The 17,825-nt window shown below is 63.2% G+C and carries 9 protein-coding genes, 2 tRNA genes and 3 rRNA genes; 2 read left to right on the top strand and 12 right to left on the bottom strand.

Features of this window, described 5'->3' with window-relative positions; all coding sequences use genetic code 11:
• Positions 1 to 33: 33 nt before the first annotated feature.
• Positions 34 to 1,623, top strand: a complete 1,590-nt coding sequence (locus tag BCR55_RS22650) for an inorganic phosphate transporter (RefSeq protein WP_065496013.1) — start codon at positions 34 to 36, stop codon at positions 1,621 to 1,623.
• 1,722 nt (positions 1,624 to 3,345) lie between these two features.
• Positions 3,346 to 4,089, top strand: a complete 744-nt coding sequence (locus BCR55_RS22645; protein WP_065496012.1) for a 2OG-Fe(II) oxygenase — start codon at positions 3,346 to 3,348, stop codon at positions 4,087 to 4,089.
• Positions 4,090 to 4,182: 93 nt separating this feature from the next.
• Here the strand turns inward: BCR55_RS22645 and BCR55_RS22640 are convergent, their stop codons facing one another.
• From BCR55_RS22640 to phnT, 12 genes are all read right to left on the bottom strand, one after another.
• Positions 4,183 to 5,607 (bottom strand): MFS transporter, encoded by a 1,425-nt coding sequence (locus BCR55_RS22640; RefSeq protein WP_065496011.1) that lies wholly within the window; start codon positions 5,605 to 5,607, stop codon positions 4,183 to 4,185.
• Positions 5,608 to 5,863: 256 nt separating this feature from the next.
• Positions 5,864 to 5,976: ribosomal RNA gene (gene rrf / locus BCR55_RS22635) — 5S ribosomal RNA — on the bottom strand.
• A gap of 152 nt (positions 5,977 to 6,128) precedes the next feature.
• Positions 6,129 to 9,009 (bottom strand): 23S ribosomal RNA (locus BCR55_RS22630).
• A 353-nt stretch (positions 9,010 to 9,362) separates the two neighbouring features.
• Positions 9,363 to 9,438 (bottom strand) — tRNA-Ala (locus BCR55_RS22625).
• A gap of 38 nt (positions 9,439 to 9,476) precedes the next feature.
• A tRNA-Ile gene (locus BCR55_RS22620) sits at positions 9,477 to 9,553 on the bottom strand.
• Positions 9,554 to 9,614: 61 nt separating this feature from the next.
• Positions 9,615 to 11,147 (bottom strand): 16S ribosomal RNA (locus tag BCR55_RS22615).
• Together the 16S, 23S and 5S rRNA genes with 2 tRNA genes alongside form the textbook arrangement of a ribosomal RNA operon.
• Positions 11,148 to 11,657: 510 nt before the next feature.
• The gene (locus tag BCR55_RS22610; protein ID WP_065496010.1) at positions 11,658 to 12,209 is read right to left on the bottom strand and encodes a phosphonate degradation HD-domain oxygenase; all 552 of its coding nucleotides are present in this window, start codon (positions 12,207 to 12,209) and stop codon (positions 11,658 to 11,660) included.
• Between the two features lie 4 nt (positions 12,210 to 12,213).
• Entirely contained in the window at positions 12,214 to 13,668 is a 1,455-nt protein-coding gene (gene phnY / locus BCR55_RS22605) for a phosphonoacetaldehyde dehydrogenase (protein WP_065496004.1), read from the bottom strand.
• A complete protein-coding gene (phnA, locus tag BCR55_RS22600) occupies positions 13,665 to 14,975 on the bottom strand; it encodes a phosphonoacetate hydrolase (RefSeq protein ID WP_059937131.1) in 1,311 nt (436 codons plus the stop codon). Before phnA ends, phnY begins: the two co-directional genes overlap by 4 nt.
• Positions 14,972 to 15,832, bottom strand: a complete 861-nt coding sequence (gene phnV / locus BCR55_RS22595; RefSeq protein WP_059937134.1) for a 2-aminoethylphosphonate ABC transport system, membrane component PhnV — start codon at positions 15,830 to 15,832, stop codon at positions 14,972 to 14,974. Before phnV ends, phnA begins: the two co-directional genes overlap by 4 nt.
• A complete protein-coding gene (phnU, locus tag BCR55_RS22590) occupies positions 15,822 to 16,742 on the bottom strand; it encodes a 2-aminoethylphosphonate ABC transporter permease subunit (RefSeq protein WP_006406895.1) in 921 nt (306 codons plus the stop codon). The genes phnV and phnU overlap by 11 nt, the downstream gene beginning before the upstream one ends.
• Positions 16,720 to 17,823 (bottom strand): 2-aminoethylphosphonate ABC transport system ATP-binding subunit PhnT, encoded by a 1,104-nt coding sequence (gene phnT, locus BCR55_RS22585; protein WP_065496002.1) that lies wholly within the window; start codon positions 17,821 to 17,823, stop codon positions 16,720 to 16,722. Before phnT ends, phnU begins: the two co-directional genes overlap by 23 nt.
• Positions 17,824 to 17,825 lie beyond the last annotated feature (2 nt).

Genomic DNA, 17,825 nt, shown 5'->3' with positions numbered 1-17,825 from the left:
GGATCGGACGGGACTCCTTCACGAGATGCCGCCATGAATCAGCCTGCTCCGTCCGCCGCCAATCAGGGCTCCATCGAGCGCACCCGACAGATCGGCTATGCCGCCTTCCTGCTCGTCCTCGTCGGCGGCGGCGTCTACATCGCGACCCATTTGCTCGCCGATCTCGCGCCGGTTCGGGAGGGCTCGCTGTTCCCGTACCTGATGCTCGGTGCGGCGCTGCTGATCGCGCTCGGCTTCGAGTTCGTGAACGGCTTTCACGATACGGCGAACGCGGTCGCGACCGTGATCTACACGCACTCGCTGACGCCGAACGTCGCGGTGATCTGGTCCGGCATGTGGAACTTCCTTGGTGTGATGGTCTCGAGCGGTGCGGTCGCATTCGGAATCCTGCAGCTGCTGCCGGTCGAACTGATCCTGCAGGTCGGCAGCGGCGCCGGGTTCGCGATGGTGTTCGCGCTGCTGATCGCGGCGATCGTATGGAATCTCGCGACCTGGTATTTCGGACTCCCATCGTCGAGCTCGCATACGCTGATCGGCTCGATTATCGGCGTCGGGCTGATGAACCAACTGATGCATGGGTCGTCCGGTACGAGCGGCGTCGATTGGGGACAGGCGCTCGGCGTCGGCAAATCGCTGCTGTTCTCGCCGATCGTCGGCTTTGTCTGCGCGGCGCTGCTGCTGCTCGCGCTGAAGGCCGTCGTGCGGATTCCCGAACTCTACAGCGAGCCGCAGAAGGACCAGCCGCCGCCGTTCTGGATCCGCTGCCTGTTGATCCTGACCTGCACCGGCGTGTCGTTCGCGCACGGGTCGAACGACGGGCAAAAGGGCATGGGGCTGATCATGCTGATTCTGATCGGTACCGTGCCGACTGCGTATGCGCTGAACAAGGCCGTGACGCCGGCCGAGTCGCAGACGTTCGTCGCGGTCGCGAACCAGGCCGCCGCGACGCTCGGCAAATATGCGAACGGCGTCGCGCCCTCGGCGAATCCGCGCGCCGATGTCGAGCATTACGTGCAGCATCGCGAACTGACGCCCGCCGTGATTCCTGCCGTGCAGCAGCTTTCCCGGTCGCTGGCCGGCGCGGTCGGCTCGTCCGGCTCGATGGCGGCCGTCCCGCAGGGCGACGTCGACAACGTGCGCAACACGATGTACCTCGTGTCGGAGGCGATCCGGCTGATCGAGAAGTCCGGACAGCCGGCGTTCGCCGCTGACGACAAGCTCGCGATCGACAACTACCGCTCGCAACTCGACCACGCGACGAAGTTCATTCCGACCTGGGTGAAGGTCGCGGTCGCGATTGCGCTGGGGCTCGGCACGATGGTCGGCTGGAAGCGGATCGTCGTGACGGTCGGCGAAAAGATCGGCAAGCAGCACCTGACGTACGGCCAGGGCGCGTCGGCCGAACTCGTCGCGATGTTGACGATTGGCGCCGCGGATGCGTACGGGCTCCCGGTCTCGACGACACACGTGCTGTCGTCCGGCGTGGCCGGCACGATGGCCGCGAACGGGTCGGGGCTGCAATGGGGGACGGTTCGTAGTCTCGTGCTCGCGTGGGTGCTCACGCTGCCGGCGTCGATTGTGCTGGCGGGCGCGCTGTATTGGCTGTTTCGGTCGCTGGCGTGAGGGTGGCGGTGGTCAGGGCCGGTTTGCAGAGGGCGAGCGCTGCTGTGAGGTGGTGACTGACCGGTTGATCGACGCTGTGCGTGGCGTGATGGCGATCGGGTGGCGGTCGCGATCGCGTCGCCGCGGGCGATGCCGCTCGCGGTGGCAGGCGCTGGCGATTCACTAACAATGGCGATCGCATCGGCGCCGATGCCCCGTCGGCAGTAGCGATCGCGTTGGCACGAGTGATCTGCTGGCGATAGCGACCGCGTCGGCGCGCCGTCGATCCGGCAGCAATAACGATCGGGCTGGCACCGGCAAGCCGCTGGTCATGGCGATCGCGTTGGCACTAGCGAGTTGCCAGCGATCACGTCGGCGCCGTGGATTCGCCTACGATGGCAATCGCGCTTCGCACCGGCGGTTCGCCTGAACCGCGACCGGGTTGGCACTGGGGAGCCGCCAGCGGTGTCGACCGCGTCGGCTGGCATCCGTGCTTTCCTAGCGTTCGCGTTAGCACTGGTGATTCACTAGCGGCGAAGATCCCGTTGGCACCGGCGACTTCTAGCGGCCTCGATGGCGTTCCACCCACGATTCACTAGCGGCGGCGGTCGCGCTAGCACTGACAATTCACCGGCGGGGACGATCCCGTCGGGACTGGCGACCGCTGGCCACCTCGCTCGCGTTAGCACCGGCGATGCACTAGCGGCGACCATCCCACTGGCAGTGGCGATTCACTGGCGGGGACGATCCCGTCGGAACTGGCGACCGCTGGCCACCTCGGTCGCGTTAGCACCGGCGATGCACTAGCGGCGACCATCCCGCTGGCAGTGGCGATTCACTCGCGGCGATGATCCCACTGGCACTGGCGATTCACTGGCGGGGACGATCCCGTTGGGACTGGCGACCGCTGGCCACCTCGATCGCGTTAGCACCGGCGATGCACTAGCGGCGACCATCCCGCTGGCAGTGGCGATTCACTCGCGGCGATGATCCCACTGGCACCGGCGATTCACTAGCGGGGACGATCCCGTTGGGACTGGCGGCCGCTGGCCACCTCGCTCGCGTTAGCACCGGCGATGCACTAGCGGCGACCATCCCGCTGGCAGTGGCGATTCACTCGCGGCGATGATCCCACTGGCACTGGCGATTCACTAGCGGGGACGATCCCGTTGGGACTGGCGGCCGCTGGCTACCTCGCTCGCGTTCGCACCGGCGATTCACTGGCGGCGACGATCCCGTTGGTACCGGCGACCGCGGGCCACCTCGACCGCGTTCGCACCGGCGATTCACTGGCGCTGGCGATCGCGTTGGTACTGGCGACTCATTCGCAATGGCGTTGGCACCGTCGCTCCAGTAGCCGCAACGATCGCGTTCAAACTCGAGCCGCCAGCGATGCCGATCGCGTCGACACCGTCGATTCCCGGCGCGGGTGGCCGCCGTCGGGATGGCGGAACAGCCGGCCGGCGATACGTCGGCCCCACGTCGTCGCCCCGCTCCGCCTTCGTTCCCCACCGAATTGGCGCGCAAGATCCGGCACGCATCGACGCGCGCTCGCCTCTACACTGAAGCCATTCATGGTTCATCGCGGAAAGCAGCACGAACGTCGCTGCCCGAATGGCGTTGTCGCGTATCGGGTCGTGCCGACCCCATATCGCCGCGTATCGCAGTGTGCGCTCCCCGCGAGCCGCGACGCCGACCATCCCGCAACCGCAACGCCGCACCGCTGACGAACGGAGTACGTCTGTGAACATTGCCGATCTTGCCCGCACGGCCGAACCCGTCGACGTCGCAAGTCGCGTCGACGCGCTCGACTGGCACCTCATCGACACCGACCTGGACGGCTACGGCTGCGCGCACGTGCCGCGCCTGTTGTCGCCCGACGAATGCCGCGCGCTCGCGGCGCTCTATCCGGACGACACACGCTATCGGTCACGCGTCGTGATGGCGCGGCACGGATTCGGGCGAGGCGAATACAAGTATTTCGCCTATCCGCTACCGACACTCGTCGATGCGCTGCGCACCGCGCTGTATCGCTATCTGGCGCCGATCGCGAATCGCTGGAATCGTGCGCTCGGCATCGATACACGCTACCCCGCCGATCTGCGGGCGTTTCTCGCGCGCTGCCACGAGGCGGGACAGACGCGCCCGACACCATTGCTGCTCCAGTACGGTCCCGGTGACTACAACTGCCTGCATCAGGATCTATACGGCGAGCATGTGTTTCCGCTGCAGGTCGCGATTCTGCTGTCCGCGCCGGAGCGCGATTTTACCGGCGGCGAATTCGTGTTGACCGAGCAGCGACCGCGGATGCAGTCGCGCGCAGAAGTGGTGCCGCTGGCGCAAGGCGATGCGGTGGTTTTTGCCGTGCATAGCAGGCCGGTGCAAGGCACGCGCGGCATTTATCGCGTGAACCTCCGTCATGGCGTGAGCCGGATCCGCAGCGGGCATCGGCACACGGTCGGCATCATTTTTCACGACGCGCAGTGACAGCCGCGCGACAACGGCTGCGATATTCGCCGACGAGCAGAGGTGGCACACACTCCGCCGCGCGGATCTCCGTCATATCCGCGCGCCGCTCGCTTACCCGCGTGCGGCGCTTGCACGCAGCCGATCGCCCGCATCGCGTGCGAGCCGCGCGTAACCGGGCAACGTCAGCAACGCGAGCACACCGGCCGCGACGAAGGCCCATCGAAAATCCTCGAGCAGATAATGAACGCCGCCCGTATCGCCACGCAGCGAAGCCGCAACGCGCAGCGACAGCGCGCCGAACGCGATGCCCATGCCGATCGTCATCTGTTGCGCGGCGCTCCATAGCGTGCTTGCCGCGCTCGTCTGCTGCGCGGGGATATCGGCATACGCGAGCGTCGCCAGCGTCGTGAACTGCATCGATCGCGTCAGTCCGTAGACGAACACGACGAGCAGCGTGATCGCGAGCGGCGTCGACGCCGTGAGCCAGCCGCATGCGATCGTGCAGATGCCGACAATGGTCACGTCGACGAGCGCGACACGGCGGAAGCCGAACCGATCGAGGATCCACGACGTGCCGGCCTTCATGCCGAGATTGCCGAGTGCGCTCGCGAGCAGCAGCAGGCCCGACTGAAACGGCGATAGTCCGAAGCCAATCTGGAACAGCAGCGGGAGCAAATACGGCACCGCGTTGATCGCAATCCGCGTGATCGATCCGGTGATCACTGTGACCGAGAACGTCGGCACTTTCAGCGTCGTGAAATCCAGCAGCGGGTATGCGCATCGTCGCGCATGAACCCACGCGGCAATGCCGAACAGCAGGCTGGCGCCGACGAGCATGCCGGCCTGCGCGAACCGCGCATTTTGCTGCCCGGCCGTTTCGGTACCGAGCAGTAGACAGGTCAAGGCGCCGCCGGCCAGGACGAACCCGATCCAGTCGAGCGGCCGCTGCTGCTCCGCGCGCGTGTTCCGGACGATGAGCCAGGTGCTGACGAGTGCGGCGATACCGAACGGCACGTTCAGCAGGAAGATCCAGCGCCACGATGCATAAGTCGTGATAAAGCCGCCGATCGGTGGTCCGGCGACTGGCGCAACGATGCCCGGCCAGGTGATCGTCGCGATCGCGCGCATCAGCCGCGATTTCTCGGTGCTGCGCACGACGATCATCCGGCCGACCGGCACCATCATGGCTCCGCCGACGCCCTGCAACAGCCGCGCGGCCGTGAATGTCCCGACGCCGTTCGACAGACCGCACAGTATGGAGGCGCCGGTAAAGACCACGATGGCGCTGCCGAACACCGTTCTCGAGCCGTAGCGGTCGGCGATCCAGCCGCTGATCGGGATGAAGACCGCAAGCGCGAGCATGTAGGCCGTCATACCGAGGCTGAGCGCATTCGGTCCGACGCCGAACGTGTGCGCCATTTGCGGTAGCGCGGTAGCGATCACGGTGGTGTCGAGATACTCCATGAAGAACGTCGCGGCGACGAGATACGGCAGGAAGTCGGTCGTCCGATCACCTGAGGCGGAACGAGCAGTCATGAACGGTGTAATAGACGGGGATGCAGAAACGCCGGCCGCCGTCGCTGGCGGTTACAGCTGGAGCCGGCACGAATCGCGATATTACCCTGAAGAGGTAATTTCCCGCTTTGGCTGGGTATGTCGATGCATGGTGCGCGGTGCAGGCACTGACCGGCGTGCAATGCGTTGGAGACGGGAAGAGGATTGGAGCGACGCGTTTCGGCCGCCGCCAATGCAAAAACCCCCGCCTGCTGGGCGGGGGTTTTTGGCTTAGGGAGCCTGACGATTACCTACTTTCACACGGGAATCCGCACTATCATCGGCGTAGAGTCGTTTCACGGTCCTGTTCGGGATGGGAAGGGGTGGGACCGACTCGCTATGGTCATCAGGCAAAGAGGGTTGTTGCGCCGCTTCGCAGCGCAACCAATCGGGAAGAAGCAGTAATTTTGGGTTGTGTGTATCGCACACGAGAATCCAACGTGTCGCTTTGGATCGCAGCCGGTGCTGTCGCACGGCGCCGATCTACAAGGCAGACTTGTTATAGGATCAAGCCTTACGGGCAATTAGTATCGGTTAGCTGAACGCATTACTGCGCTTACACACCCGACCTATCAACGTCCTGGTCTCGAACGACCCTTCAAGGAGGTCAAGCCTCCAGGGATATCTCATCTTAAGGCGAGTTTCCCGCTTAGATGCTTTCAGCGGTTATCTCTTCCGAACATAGCTACCCGGCGATGCGACTGGCGTCACAACCGGTACACCAGAGGTTCGTCCACTCCGGTCCTCTCGTACTAGGAGCAGCCCCCTTCAAATATCCAACGCCCACGGCAGATAGGGACCAAACTGTCTCACGACGTTTTAAACCCAGCTCACGTACCTCTTTAAATGGCGAACAGCCATACCCTTGGGACCGGCTACAGCCCCAGGATGAGATGAGCCGACATCGAGGTGCCAAACACCGCCGTCGATATGAACTCTTGGGCGGTATCAGCCTGTTATCCCCAGAGTACCTTTTATCCGTTGAGCGATGGCCCTTCCATACAGAACCACCGGATCACTATGACCTGCTTTCGCACCTGCTCGACTTGTCGGTCTCGCAGTTAAGCACGCTTATGCCATTGCACTATCAGCACGATTTCCGACCGTACCTAGCGTACCTTCGTACTCCTCCGTTACCCTTTGGGAGGAGACCGCCCCAGTCAAACTGCCTACCATGCACTGTCCCCGATCCGGATCACGGACCAAGGTTAGAACCTCAAACAAACCAGGGTGGTATTTCAAGGACGGCTCCACCGAAACTAGCGTTCCGGTTTCATAGCCTCCCACCTATCCTACACAGATCGGTTCAAAGTCCAATGCAAAGCTACAGTAAAGGTTCATGGGGTCTTTCCGTCTAGCCGCGGGTAGATTGCATCATCACAAACACTTCAACTTCGCTGAGTCTCGGGAGGAGACAGTGTGGCCATCGTTACGCCATTCGTGCAGGTCGGAACTTACCCGACAAGGAATTTCGCTACCTTAGGACCGTTATAGTTACGGCCGCCGTTTACCGGGACTTCAATCAAGAGCTTGCACCCCATCATTTAATCTTCCGGCACCGGGCAGGCGTCACACCCTATACGTCCACTTTCGTGTTTGCAGAGTGCTGTGTTTTTATTAAACAGTCGCAGCCACCAGTTTATTGCAACCCCTTCACCCTTCCAGCGCAGGCTGGTCAAGCTACAAGGGCGTACCTTATCCCGAAGTTACGGTACCAATTTGCCGAGTTCCTTCTCCCGAGTTCTCTCAAGCGCCTTAGAATACTCATCTCGCCCACCTGTGTCGGTTTGCGGTACGGTCATCGTTAGACTGAAGCTTAGAGGCTTTTCTTGGAACCACTTCCAATTGCTTCGCGACCGAAGTCGCTCGCGCCACACCCTTGAATCCTGCGCCCGGATTTGCCTAAGCGCCTTCTCCAATGCAGCGACCGGGACGTCCAACACCCGGACAACCTTCCGCGATCCGTCCCCCCATCGCATCTAACGACGGTGCAGGAATATTGACCTGCTTCCCATCAGCTACGCATTTCTGCCTCGCCTTAGGGGCCGACTCACCCTACGCCGATGAACGTTGCGTAGGAAACCTTGGGCTTACGGCGAGGGGGCCTTTCACCCCCTTTATCGCTACTCATGTCAGCATTCGCACTTCCGATACCTCCAGCACCCTTTACAAGGCACCTTCGCAGGCTTACGGAACGCTCTCCTACCATGCGTGCAAGCACGCATCCGCAGCTTCGGTATATGGCTTAGCCCCGTTACATCTTCCGCGCAGGACGACTCGATCAGTGAGCTATTACGCTTTCTTTAAAGGGTGGCTGCTTCTAAGCCAACCTCCTGACTGTTTTAGCCTTCCCACTTCGTTTCCCACTTAGCCATATTTGGGGACCTTAGCTGGCGGTCTGGGTTGTTTCCCTCTTGACACCGGACGTTAGCACCCGATGTCTGTCTCCCGTGATTGCACTCTTCGGTATTCGGAGTTTGCTATGGCGGGGTAATCTGCAATAGACCCCCCAACCATGACAGTGCTCTACCCCCGAAGGTGAGACACGAGGCACTACCTAAATAGTTTTCGGAGAGAACCAGCTATTTCCAGGTTTGTTTAGCCTTTCACCCCTATCCACAGCTCATCCCCTAACTTTTCAACGTTAGTGGGTTCGGACCTCCAGTACGTGTTACCGCACCTTCATCCTGGCCATGGATAGATCACCTGGTTTCGGGTCTACGCCCAGCAACTGAACGCCCTATTCGGACTCGCTTTCGCTACGCCTGCCCTATACGGTTAAGCTTGCTACTGAACGTAAGTCGCTGACCCATTATACAAAAGGTACGCCGTCACCCCTTACGAGGCTCCGACTGTTTGTATGCATGCGGTTTCAGGATCTATTTCACTCCCCTCCCGGGGTTCTTTTCGCCTTTCCCTCACGGTACTGGTTCACTATCGGTCGATCACGAGTATTTAGCCTTGGAGGATGGTCCCCCCATCTTCAGACAGGATTTCACGTGTCCCGCCCTACTTGTCGTACACCTAGTTCTTTCATACTGCTTTCGCCTACAGGGCTATCACCTGCTATGGCCGCACTTTCCAGAGCGTTCGGCTAACAATACAAATAAAGAGTACAAGGCTCATCCCATTTCGCTCGCCACTACTTTGGGAATCTCGGTTGATTTCTTTTCCTGCGGTTACTTAGATGTTTCAGTTCACCGCGTTCGCTTCGCATGGCCTATGTATTCAGCCATGGATACTCCATAAGGAGTGGGTTTCCCCATTCGGACATCCCCGGATCAAAGCTTGTTTGCCAGCTCCCCGGGGCTTTTCGCAGGCTACCGCGTCCTTCATCGCCTGTGATCGCCAAGGCATCCACCACATGCACTTGTTCGCTTGACCCTATAACGAGTCTGTCTCGTCGACAGTCGTTACAGGTTGAGTTCTCGCGTGTCGCTCAGCGTTAGTGCTTTAGCACTTACGCGGAGCCCACACTACGTGTGTGCCGTATTCCAATTAGAGCCGAACATGAAGTTCGAATCATCTTGAGATACATCGATACAATCACAACCCGGATAGTTTCCACGTCCATCTCATAAGACGCTTCCGCTATCCAAATTACTTACTTCTTCCTGATTGTTAAAGAACGACAGCCGATACAGTTTCCTGCATCACTCTGACTGGCTCAATCGCCAATGGCAAATGCTCGTCTCACATGTCACTTTCGTGTGAGTCAAACGCTTCCCATTGAAGATTGGTGGAGGCAGACGGGATCGAACCGACGACCCCCTGCTTGCAAAGCAGGTGCTCTCCCAGCTGAGCTATGCCCCCATACAGAGACTACCCAGGTTTCTTCTCGCCAGACAACTTGGTGGGTCTGGTTGGATTCGAACCAACGACCCCCGCCTTATCAAGACGGTGCTCTAACCGACTGAGCTACAGACCCCTGAGTCTGTCTTGATTACAGCCGATAAGCGTGAGCGCTCAACTTCGCGAGATAGCTCTGGAAAGGAGGTGATCCAGCCGCACCTTCCGATACGGCTACCTTGTTACGACTTCACCCCAGTCATGAATCCTACCGTGGTGACCGTCCTCCTTGCGGTTAGACTAGCCACTTCTGGTAAAACCCACTCCCATGGTGTGACGGGCGGTGTGTACAAGACCCGGGAACGTATTCACCGCGGCATGCTGATCCGCGATTACTAGCGATTCCAGCTTCATGCACTCGAGTTGCAGAGTGCAATCCGGACTACGATCGGTTTTCTGGGATTAGCTCCCCCTCGCGGGTTGGCAACCCTCTGTTCCGACCATTGTATGACGTGTGAAGCCCTACCCATAAGGGCCATGAGGACTTGACGTCATCCCCACCTTCCTCCGGTTTGTCACCGGCAGTCTCCTTAGAGTGCTCTTGCGTAGCAACTAAGGACAAGGGTTGCGCTCGTTGCGGGACTTAACCCAACATCTCACGACACGAGCTGACGACAGCCATGCAGCACCTGTGCGCCGGTTCTCTTTCGAGCACTCCCGAATCTCTTCAGGATTCCGACCATGTCAAGGGTAGGTAAGGTTTTTCGCGTTGCATCGAATTAATCCACATCATCCACCGCTTGTGCGGGTCCCCGTCAATTCCTTTGAGTTTTAATCTTGCGACCGTACTCCCCAGGCGGTCAACTTCACGCGTTAGCTACGTTACTAAGGAAATGAATCCCCAACAACTAGTTGACATCGTTTAGGGCGTGGACTACCAGGGTATCTAATCCTGTTTGCTCCCCACGCTTTCGTGCATGAGCGTCAGTATTGGCCCAGGGGGCTGCCTTCGCCATCGGTATTCCTCCACATCTCTACGCATTTCACTGCTACACGTGGAATTCTACCCCCCTCTGCCATACTCTAGCCTGCCAGTCACAAATGCAGTTCCCAGGTTGAGCCCGGGGATTTCACATCTGTCTTAACAGACCGCCTGCGCACGCTTTACGCCCAGTAATTCCGATTAACGCTCGCACCCTACGTATTACCGCGGCTGCTGGCACGTAGTTAGCCGGTGCTTATTCTTCCGGTACCGTCATCCCCCGACTGTATTAGAGCCAGGGATTTCTTTCCGGACAAAAGTGCTTTACAACCCGAAGGCCTTCTTCACACACGCGGCATTGCTGGATCAGGCTTTCGCCCATTGTCCAAAATTCCCCACTGCTGCCTCCCGTAGGAGTCTGGGCCGTGTCTCAGTCCCAGTGTGGCTGGTCGTCCTCTCAGACCAGCTACTGATCGTCGCCTTGGTAGGCCTTTACCCCACCAACTAGCTAATCAGCCATCGGCCAACCCTATAGCGCGAGGCCCGAAGGTCCCCCGCTTTCATCCGTAGATCGTATGCGGTATTAATCCGGCTTTCGCCGGGCTATCCCCCACTACAGGACATGTTCCGATGTATTACTCACCCGTTCGCCACTCGCCACCAGGTGCAAGCACCCGTGCTGCCGTTCGACTTGCATGTGTAAGGCATGCCGCCAGCGTTCAATCTGAGCCAGGATCAAACTCTTCAGTTCAAACCTGTTACTGTTTTCGGTTCTCTCGAACCGGTCGCTCACTCAAAGCTGACAGGTCATATGAATTGCTTCATAAACCTGACTTACTTTAGTGTGAGACTCTTGATACTTTTGCTATCCCGATCCGAAGATCAGGCCTCGCTCACATCAAGCGCCCACACTTATCGGCTGTTAGTTTTTAAAGAACATGTCTGCGAGCAGATCGTCTTGCTCAGCAGCGCTGCGTTGTCAGCAGCAGAGAAGCGAGATTATGAACACCGTTTCGCAGCTCGTCAACAACTTTTTTCACTACATCGTTGCGACTGCGGGGTTCTTCTTCCTTCGTCGGCCGGGCGCTCTATGCTGCAGCACACGTCCGACTTCGCTTCCCCTCTCGCGCCGCGTTTCCGTTAGCGCGAAAGAGGCGTGATTCTATGCAGCCCGCGCAGGATGCGCAAGGGGTTTCGCGAAAAAAATCCAGGGTCCCGCACGCTGTCGCGCGCGGGACCCTGGATCGACACGCCGGAACGCTCAGGCCGCGCGTACCTGCCGCGCGACGATCTCCATATAGTGATCGAGATCCGGCGTCGGCTTGCCCTCGGCCTTGGCCGTATCGTCCCAGCGCCGCAGACGCAGCGCGTCTTCCGCATACGGACGCTGCATGAACGTCGCCGCCTCCTCTTCGCTGAACACGCCGCCCTGCAGCGCGAGGCTGCGCACCGAGTCCGGCGACAGACTCTCGAGATAGCCGGCGTCCGTCCGGCACAGGCAGCGCTTCGCGTCGACGTGCAGCCGGATCGGCTCGAGCACCGCGTCCGAAAACAGCGGCCGCAGAAACGGCAGCACGAAATACTGATGCAGATCGTCGATCCCGCGCGCGCTCGGTGTCTCGCCCTGGCGATTCAGCAAATGCCCGAGGTCGTGCAGAAACGCGGCCGCGACGAGCGCCTCGTCGGCGCCTGCCTCTTCCGCCAGCAGTCCGCTCTGCAGCGCATGCTCGAGCTGCGTCACCGGCTCGCCGCTATACGCGACATGGCCGTGCTCGCGATACAACCGATCGATGTCTTCCACTGTCAGCGCCATTGCGTCACTCCCAAGGCAACGAGAAGGTCTTCAGGTTCGTGAAGCTCTTCATCGCCTCCTGAACGCCTTCCTTGTAACCGAGCCCCGAATCCTTGATCCCGCCGAACGGCGTCAGCTCGAGCCGGTATCCGGGCACTTCCCATACGTTCACCGTCCCCACGTTCAACTCGTTCACGAATCGCACGATCGCCGCCGTACTATCGGTGCACACACCCGACGACAGCCCGAACGCGGTGCCGTTGCTGATCCGGATCGCGTCGTCGATCGTGTCGAACGCGATCACCGGCGACACGGGGCCGAACGTCTCCTCGCGGACGAGCGTCATCGACGGATCGACGCGATCGAGCACGGTCGGCGCATACAGCGCGCCGCGGCGAATGTTGCCGGTGAGCAGGCGCGCGCCATGCGCGAGCGCGTCGGCGACGCGCGCTTCGAACAGCCGCGCCGCCGCATCGTCGATCACCGTGCCCATTTCGTTCGTCGGATCGAACGGATCGCCGTACCGCCACGCGCGCGTCTTCTCGACGAGCGCCTCGGTAAACGCCGGCGTGATCGAGCGCTGCACGAGAATGCGCTTGACCGCCGTACAGCGCTGCCCCGAATTCCGGTACGAGCCGAGCGCCGCGAGCGACGCCGCGCGTTCGGCATCGGCATCGTCGAGCACGATCAGCGGATCGTTGCCGCCGAGCTCGAGCACGACGCGCCGGTAGCCGGCCTTCGCCGCGATCGCCTTGCCGATCGCCACGCCACCCGTAAACGTGATCAGCGAGGCCTGCGCGTGCGTGACGAGTTCGTCGGCGATCTCCCGCGGGTCGCCGGTCAGCACCTGCAGCATCGGTTCGGGCAACCCGGCTTCGTACAATAGGTCCGCGAGATAGAACGCCGACAGCGGCACCTTCTCCGACGGCTTCACGATCACGCGATTGTTGGTCGCGATCGCCGGCGCGATCTTGTGCGCGACCTGATTCATCGGGTGATTGAACGGCGTGATCGCGACGATGACGCCCTCGAGCGGCTGTCGCTGCGAGAACACGCGCCGCGCCTTGCCGTGCGGCGTCAGATCGCACGAGAAGCTCTGCGCGTCGTCGCGCAGCGCCTCGACCGCCGCGAACTTCAGCACGTCGGCGACGCGGCCGATCTCGTAGCGCGAGTCCTGCTTCGACAGGCCCGACTCCAGCGTGATCAGATCGGACGCCTCTTCCGCACGTTCGCGCAGCAGCGCGGCCGCCCGCTCGAGAATCTGCGAGCGTTCGTAGCGCGTGAGCGTCGGTCGGTAAGCGACGGCATAGTCGAACGCGGCGCGCACGTCGTCGACGCTCGCGAGCGGCGCGGTGCCGACGCGCGTGCCGGTATACGGGTCCCTCACGTCGAACGTGCGCTCACGCGGCGCGCGCGTGCCGCACCAGCGCAGCGCCTCGGCGCGAAACGCGGGGTGGTCCTGTCGCGGATGGGCCATCATCGCGCGACCCGGTTCAGCACGAAATCGAACACGTCGAAATTTCGCGGACGGCGCTCGACGTCGCGCCGCACGATCCGACGGTTGAACAGCAGCGGCACTTCCTGCTCCGACACACCGCCGTGCGAACGCAGCGGCACGGTCAGCCCCGACAGGTCGTGGTCGCGCTCACGCGTGCCGAGCGTCGTGTCGCGGCGCGCGATCACGACGAGGTCGCCGATCCGGTCGGCCGGCAGCGAGAAGCGTGCGACGGCTTCCGCGTTGTCGAGCACGCATTCGACGCCGTCCAGGCCGCCGACACGCCACATCGCGTCGGTGCGATCGATGGCGGGCGCCAGATAGACGGTCGCGAACGACCCAAGCGCGCCGTGATGCACGACATACGGATCGGTGATCGGCAGGATCACGCGTGCGGCACGCGCGCCGAACCAGCCGTCGAGCGCATCCTGCAGATAAACGACGTTCGGCCGGCCCGTCGCCGGATCGTGCTTCGCGTTCATCCCGTGATCGGCCGTGACGCCGATTGCCCAGCCGAGCGCGTCGAGTTGCGCGAGATAGCGGTCGGTCATTGCATAGAACGCATTCGCAGCGGCACTGCCGGGCGCGCACTTGTGCTGCACGTAGTCGGTCGTCGACAGATACATCAGATCGATCTGGCGCGTCTGCGCGAGCCGCACGCCGGCGGCGAACACGAATTCCGACAGTGCGGCGCTATAGACGTCCGGCGACGGCAGCCCGACCCAGTCGAGCACGTCCGCGATGCCGTTTTCCGCGAGATTCGCCTGCGCGGCCTTCTCCGCCGAAAAACACACGCCGTTCAGCTGCCAGCCGAGCAGCCGGCGCAGCTTGTCCTTCGCGGTGACGACGGCCACGCGCGCACCGGCGTCCGATGCGGCCGCGAGCAGCGTGCCCGCGCGCAGATAGGCGGGATCGTTCATCATGACCTCGGCGCCGCGCCCGCCGTCGGCGTCCGGATCCCAGAAATAGTTGCCGCAGATCCCGTGTACCGACGGCGGCACGCCGCAGACGATCGATACGTTGTTCGGGTTCGTGAAGGTCGGCACGACGCAGTCGGCGCGCCATGCGCTGCCTTCGGCGATCATCCGGCCGATGAACGGCGCAACGCCGGCGTCCACCGCGCGCACCAGATCGTCGTACCCGCAGCCGTCGATGCAGACGACTGCCGTCGGCTCGGACGGCAGGCGGTAGCGGCGGCCGTTGACGTCGACGAACCGACCGGCGAGATCCGCCGGCGCGCCGCACCCGGCGGGCGCCGCACCCGGCGCGCGCAACGCGAACGCGGCGTTCATGCGGCGCTCCGCGTGCCGCGCGGTACGCGCGCGGCGATCAGCAGCAGCGCCGCGAGCGACGCGCCGAGCATCAGCAGCGACAGCGCCGACGCAGGCAGGTAATAGCCGCGCTCGACCTGACCGATCACGACGATCGGCACGGTCGCGAAGCCGGGCGGATAGACGGTCAGCGTCGCACCGAGCTCGCCGAGCGACAGCGCGAAGCCGAGCGCGAGGCTTGCGCGCAGCGCCGGCACGAGCTGCGGCAGCAGCACGCGGCGCAGCACCATCGCGGGCGGTGCGCCGAGACTGGCGGCGGCTTCGCGCAGCACCGTCAGCTCCGGACGCAGCGCCGCAGCCGCGCAGCGATAACAGAACGGCAGAATCAGCGCGAGCTGCACGAGCACGACGATCGCCGCCGAGCTCGACAGATCGACGGGCTTCTGGTGATACGCGATCAGCACCGCGAGCCCGAGCACGACGCTCGGTACGCCGTTCGGCACCATCACGAGCGCATCGACGACCGCGCCGATCCCGCGCCGGTCGCGCCCTTCCAGCGCGAGCGCGAGCCACAGCCCGAGCAGCGTGCCGAGCGCCGCTACGCCGAAGCCGATCTCGAGACTCGTCAGCAGCGCGTCGTATTCCGGCGATCCGAGCCGCGCGAACCAGCGCAGGCTGTAGCCGGCCGGCAGGATCGTGCCGGACCACTGGGTCGCCACGCTCGACAGCGCGACGACGATCACCGGCAGCACGAACAGCCAGAAGCAGGCGAATGCAGCGAGCGCGAGCGCGGCGCGCGCCGCATGTTTGAGCAGCGCATCGCGCCAGTCGGCGCGGCGCCGCGGCACCGAGTGCGCGACGTGGATTTCAGCGGACATCGTTTCCTCCCGTCGCACGACGGTTCACGCGGCGATAGACGGCATAGAGCGCAAGCGACAACGCAAGCATCGCGACCGCGCCGGCCGAGGCGGTCGGCAGGTCGAGATCGACGGTCGCGCTGCTGTAGATCGCGACCGGCAGCGTGACGAGCCTTGCGCTGCCGAGCACGAGCAGAATCCCGAATTCGTTCAGCGTCAGCAGGAAGCACAGCACGGTGCCGGCCGCGATGCCGGGCCACGCGATCGGCAGCACGACGCGGCGCGCGAGCATCCAGCCGGACGCGCCGAGGCTGCGCGCCGCTTCGATCAGCCGCAGGTCGAGCGTCGCGAACGACGCGAGCGTCGGACGTACCACGAACGGCGTATAGAACACCGTCTGCGCGAGGATCACGCCGCCGATGCCGAACAGGAAATCGAGCGGCGGCGCCTCGAGATGGAACAGCTGCTGCAGCGCGATGCTGACCGAGCCCTGCGAGCCGTATAGGAAGATCAGCGTGAACGCGACGAGGAACGACGGGAACGCGACATAGAGCTCCAGGAATCGCGTCACGAGTGCCGCGCCGGGGAACGGCCTGAAAAACAGCAGCGCGGCCAGCATCACGCCGAGCAGCGATGCGGTGCCGGCGCTCGCGAACAGCACGCCGAGCGTCGTCAGCAGCACCTGGCGCGTGTCGGGGTTGCCGAAGAAAGTCCGGTACGCGGCGAAACTCAGCCCGTGATCGCCGGACAGGCTCAGCAGCACGAGCCGCACCAGCGGATAGACGACGAGCGGGCCGAGCACGACGATCGCAAGCGCGAGCAAATGGAAATCGGCGATGCGCTTGCGGCGCTTCGCCGCGGCGGCGTGCGCGGCGGCCGACGCGCGCACTTGCGGCGGCAGTCCGGCTTCAGGGGTCGATAAGGACGACATCGTCTGCCTCGCAATGCAGGGAAACGCGCGCGCCGCGCGTCGGCGCCGCCGCACGGCCGCGTTGCATCGTCACGCGCACCGGTTCGTCCGGCGCGGCGTCGAGCACGACCGCGATCGACAGGTCCGCGCCCTGCCATTCGACCGACGCCACGGTGCCGTGCAGCCCACCCGCGGCAAGCGGCATCACGGTCAGGCGCTCGGGCCGTACGCAGGCGACCTTGTCGCGCGCGTCGTGGCGCGCATCGCCGAGCGGGAAAATCACGTGCGGCGGCAGCAGGTTCGCCGGGCCGAGATAGCGCGCGACGTAGCCGTCGTTCGGCGCGTCGTACAGCTGTTGCGGCGTGCCGAGCTGGGCGATGCGTCCGTCGCGCAGCAGCAGCGCGCGATCGGACAGCACGAGCGCATCGTCGCGGTCGTGCGTCACGCAAACGACGGTCAGATTCGGCAGCCGCTCGTGCAGCGCCTTCAGTTCGCTGCGCACCGACGCGCGCAGGTTCGCATCGAGTGCGGACAGCGGCTCGTCGAGCAGCAGCACGTCGGGCTCGATCACGAGCGCGCGGGCCAGCGCGACGCGCTGCTGCATCCCGCCCGACAGCTGCGCCGGCAGATGATGGCCGGCATCGCCGAGCTGCACGAGCTTCAGCGCGTCGGCGACGCGCCGCGTGACCTCGGGCGACGCCATCCGGCGCGCGCGCAGCCCGAATGCGACGTTCTCGAACACCGACAGGTGCGGAAACAGCGCGTAATTCTGGAACAGCAGACCGAGATTGCGCTTGTGCGGCGGCGCATCGGTCAGATCGCGGCCGGCAACGATCAACGTGCCGGCCAGGCCGTCGGCCTTCACGAACCCGGCGATGAAGCGCAGCAGCGTCGTCTTGCCGCAGCCGCTCTTGCCGAGCACGGTCAGAAATTCGCCGGCGCCGATCGACAGCGACAGATCCTCGAGCACCGTGCGCGCGCCGTAGCGCACGCTCAGATGCTCGATCTGCACGCCGCCCGGCGCGCCGGACCGCAGCGTCGTGCGCGGCTCGGCGGCGCCGAATGCGCCGGGATGGGTCAGGGCGGTATCCACCAGGGTCATCC

The organism is Burkholderia sp. CCA53 (assembly GCF_001685525.1).
Classification (GTDB): Bacteria; Pseudomonadota; Gammaproteobacteria; order Burkholderiales; family Burkholderiaceae; genus Burkholderia; species Burkholderia multivorans.
The sequence above is the reverse complement of the archived record's forward strand: the minus strand, read 5'-3'. Positions and strand labels throughout refer to the sequence as shown.

Excerpts from the sequence above, each read along its gene's own strand:
- phnU (WP_006406895.1), bottom strand. The coding sequence starts at position 16,742 with ATGTCGTCCTTATCGACCCCTGAAGCCGGACTGCCGCCGCAAGTGCGC.
- phnA (WP_059937131.1), bottom strand. The coding sequence starts at position 14,975 with ATGAACGCCGCGTTCGCGTTGCGCGCGCCGGGTGCGGCGCCCGCCGGG.
- BCR55_RS22640 (WP_065496011.1), bottom strand. The coding sequence starts at position 5,607 with ATGACTGCTCGTTCCGCCTCAGGTGATCGGACGACCGACTTCCTGCCG.
- BCR55_RS22650 (WP_065496013.1), top strand. The coding sequence starts at position 34 with ATGAATCAGCCTGCTCCGTCCGCCGCCAATCAGGGCTCCATCGAGCGC.
- phnY (WP_065496004.1), bottom strand. The coding sequence starts at position 13,668 with ATGATGGCCCATCCGCGACAGGACCACCCCGCGTTTCGCGCCGAGGCG.
- BCR55_RS22610 (WP_065496010.1), bottom strand. The coding sequence starts at position 12,209 with ATGGCGCTGACAGTGGAAGACATCGATCGGTTGTATCGCGAGCACGGC.
- phnV (WP_059937134.1), bottom strand. The coding sequence starts at position 15,832 with ATGTCCGCTGAAATCCACGTCGCGCACTCGGTGCCGCGGCGCCGCGCC.
- phnT (WP_065496002.1), bottom strand. The coding sequence starts at position 17,823 with ATGACCCTGGTGGATACCGCCCTGACCCATCCCGGCGCATTCGGCGCC.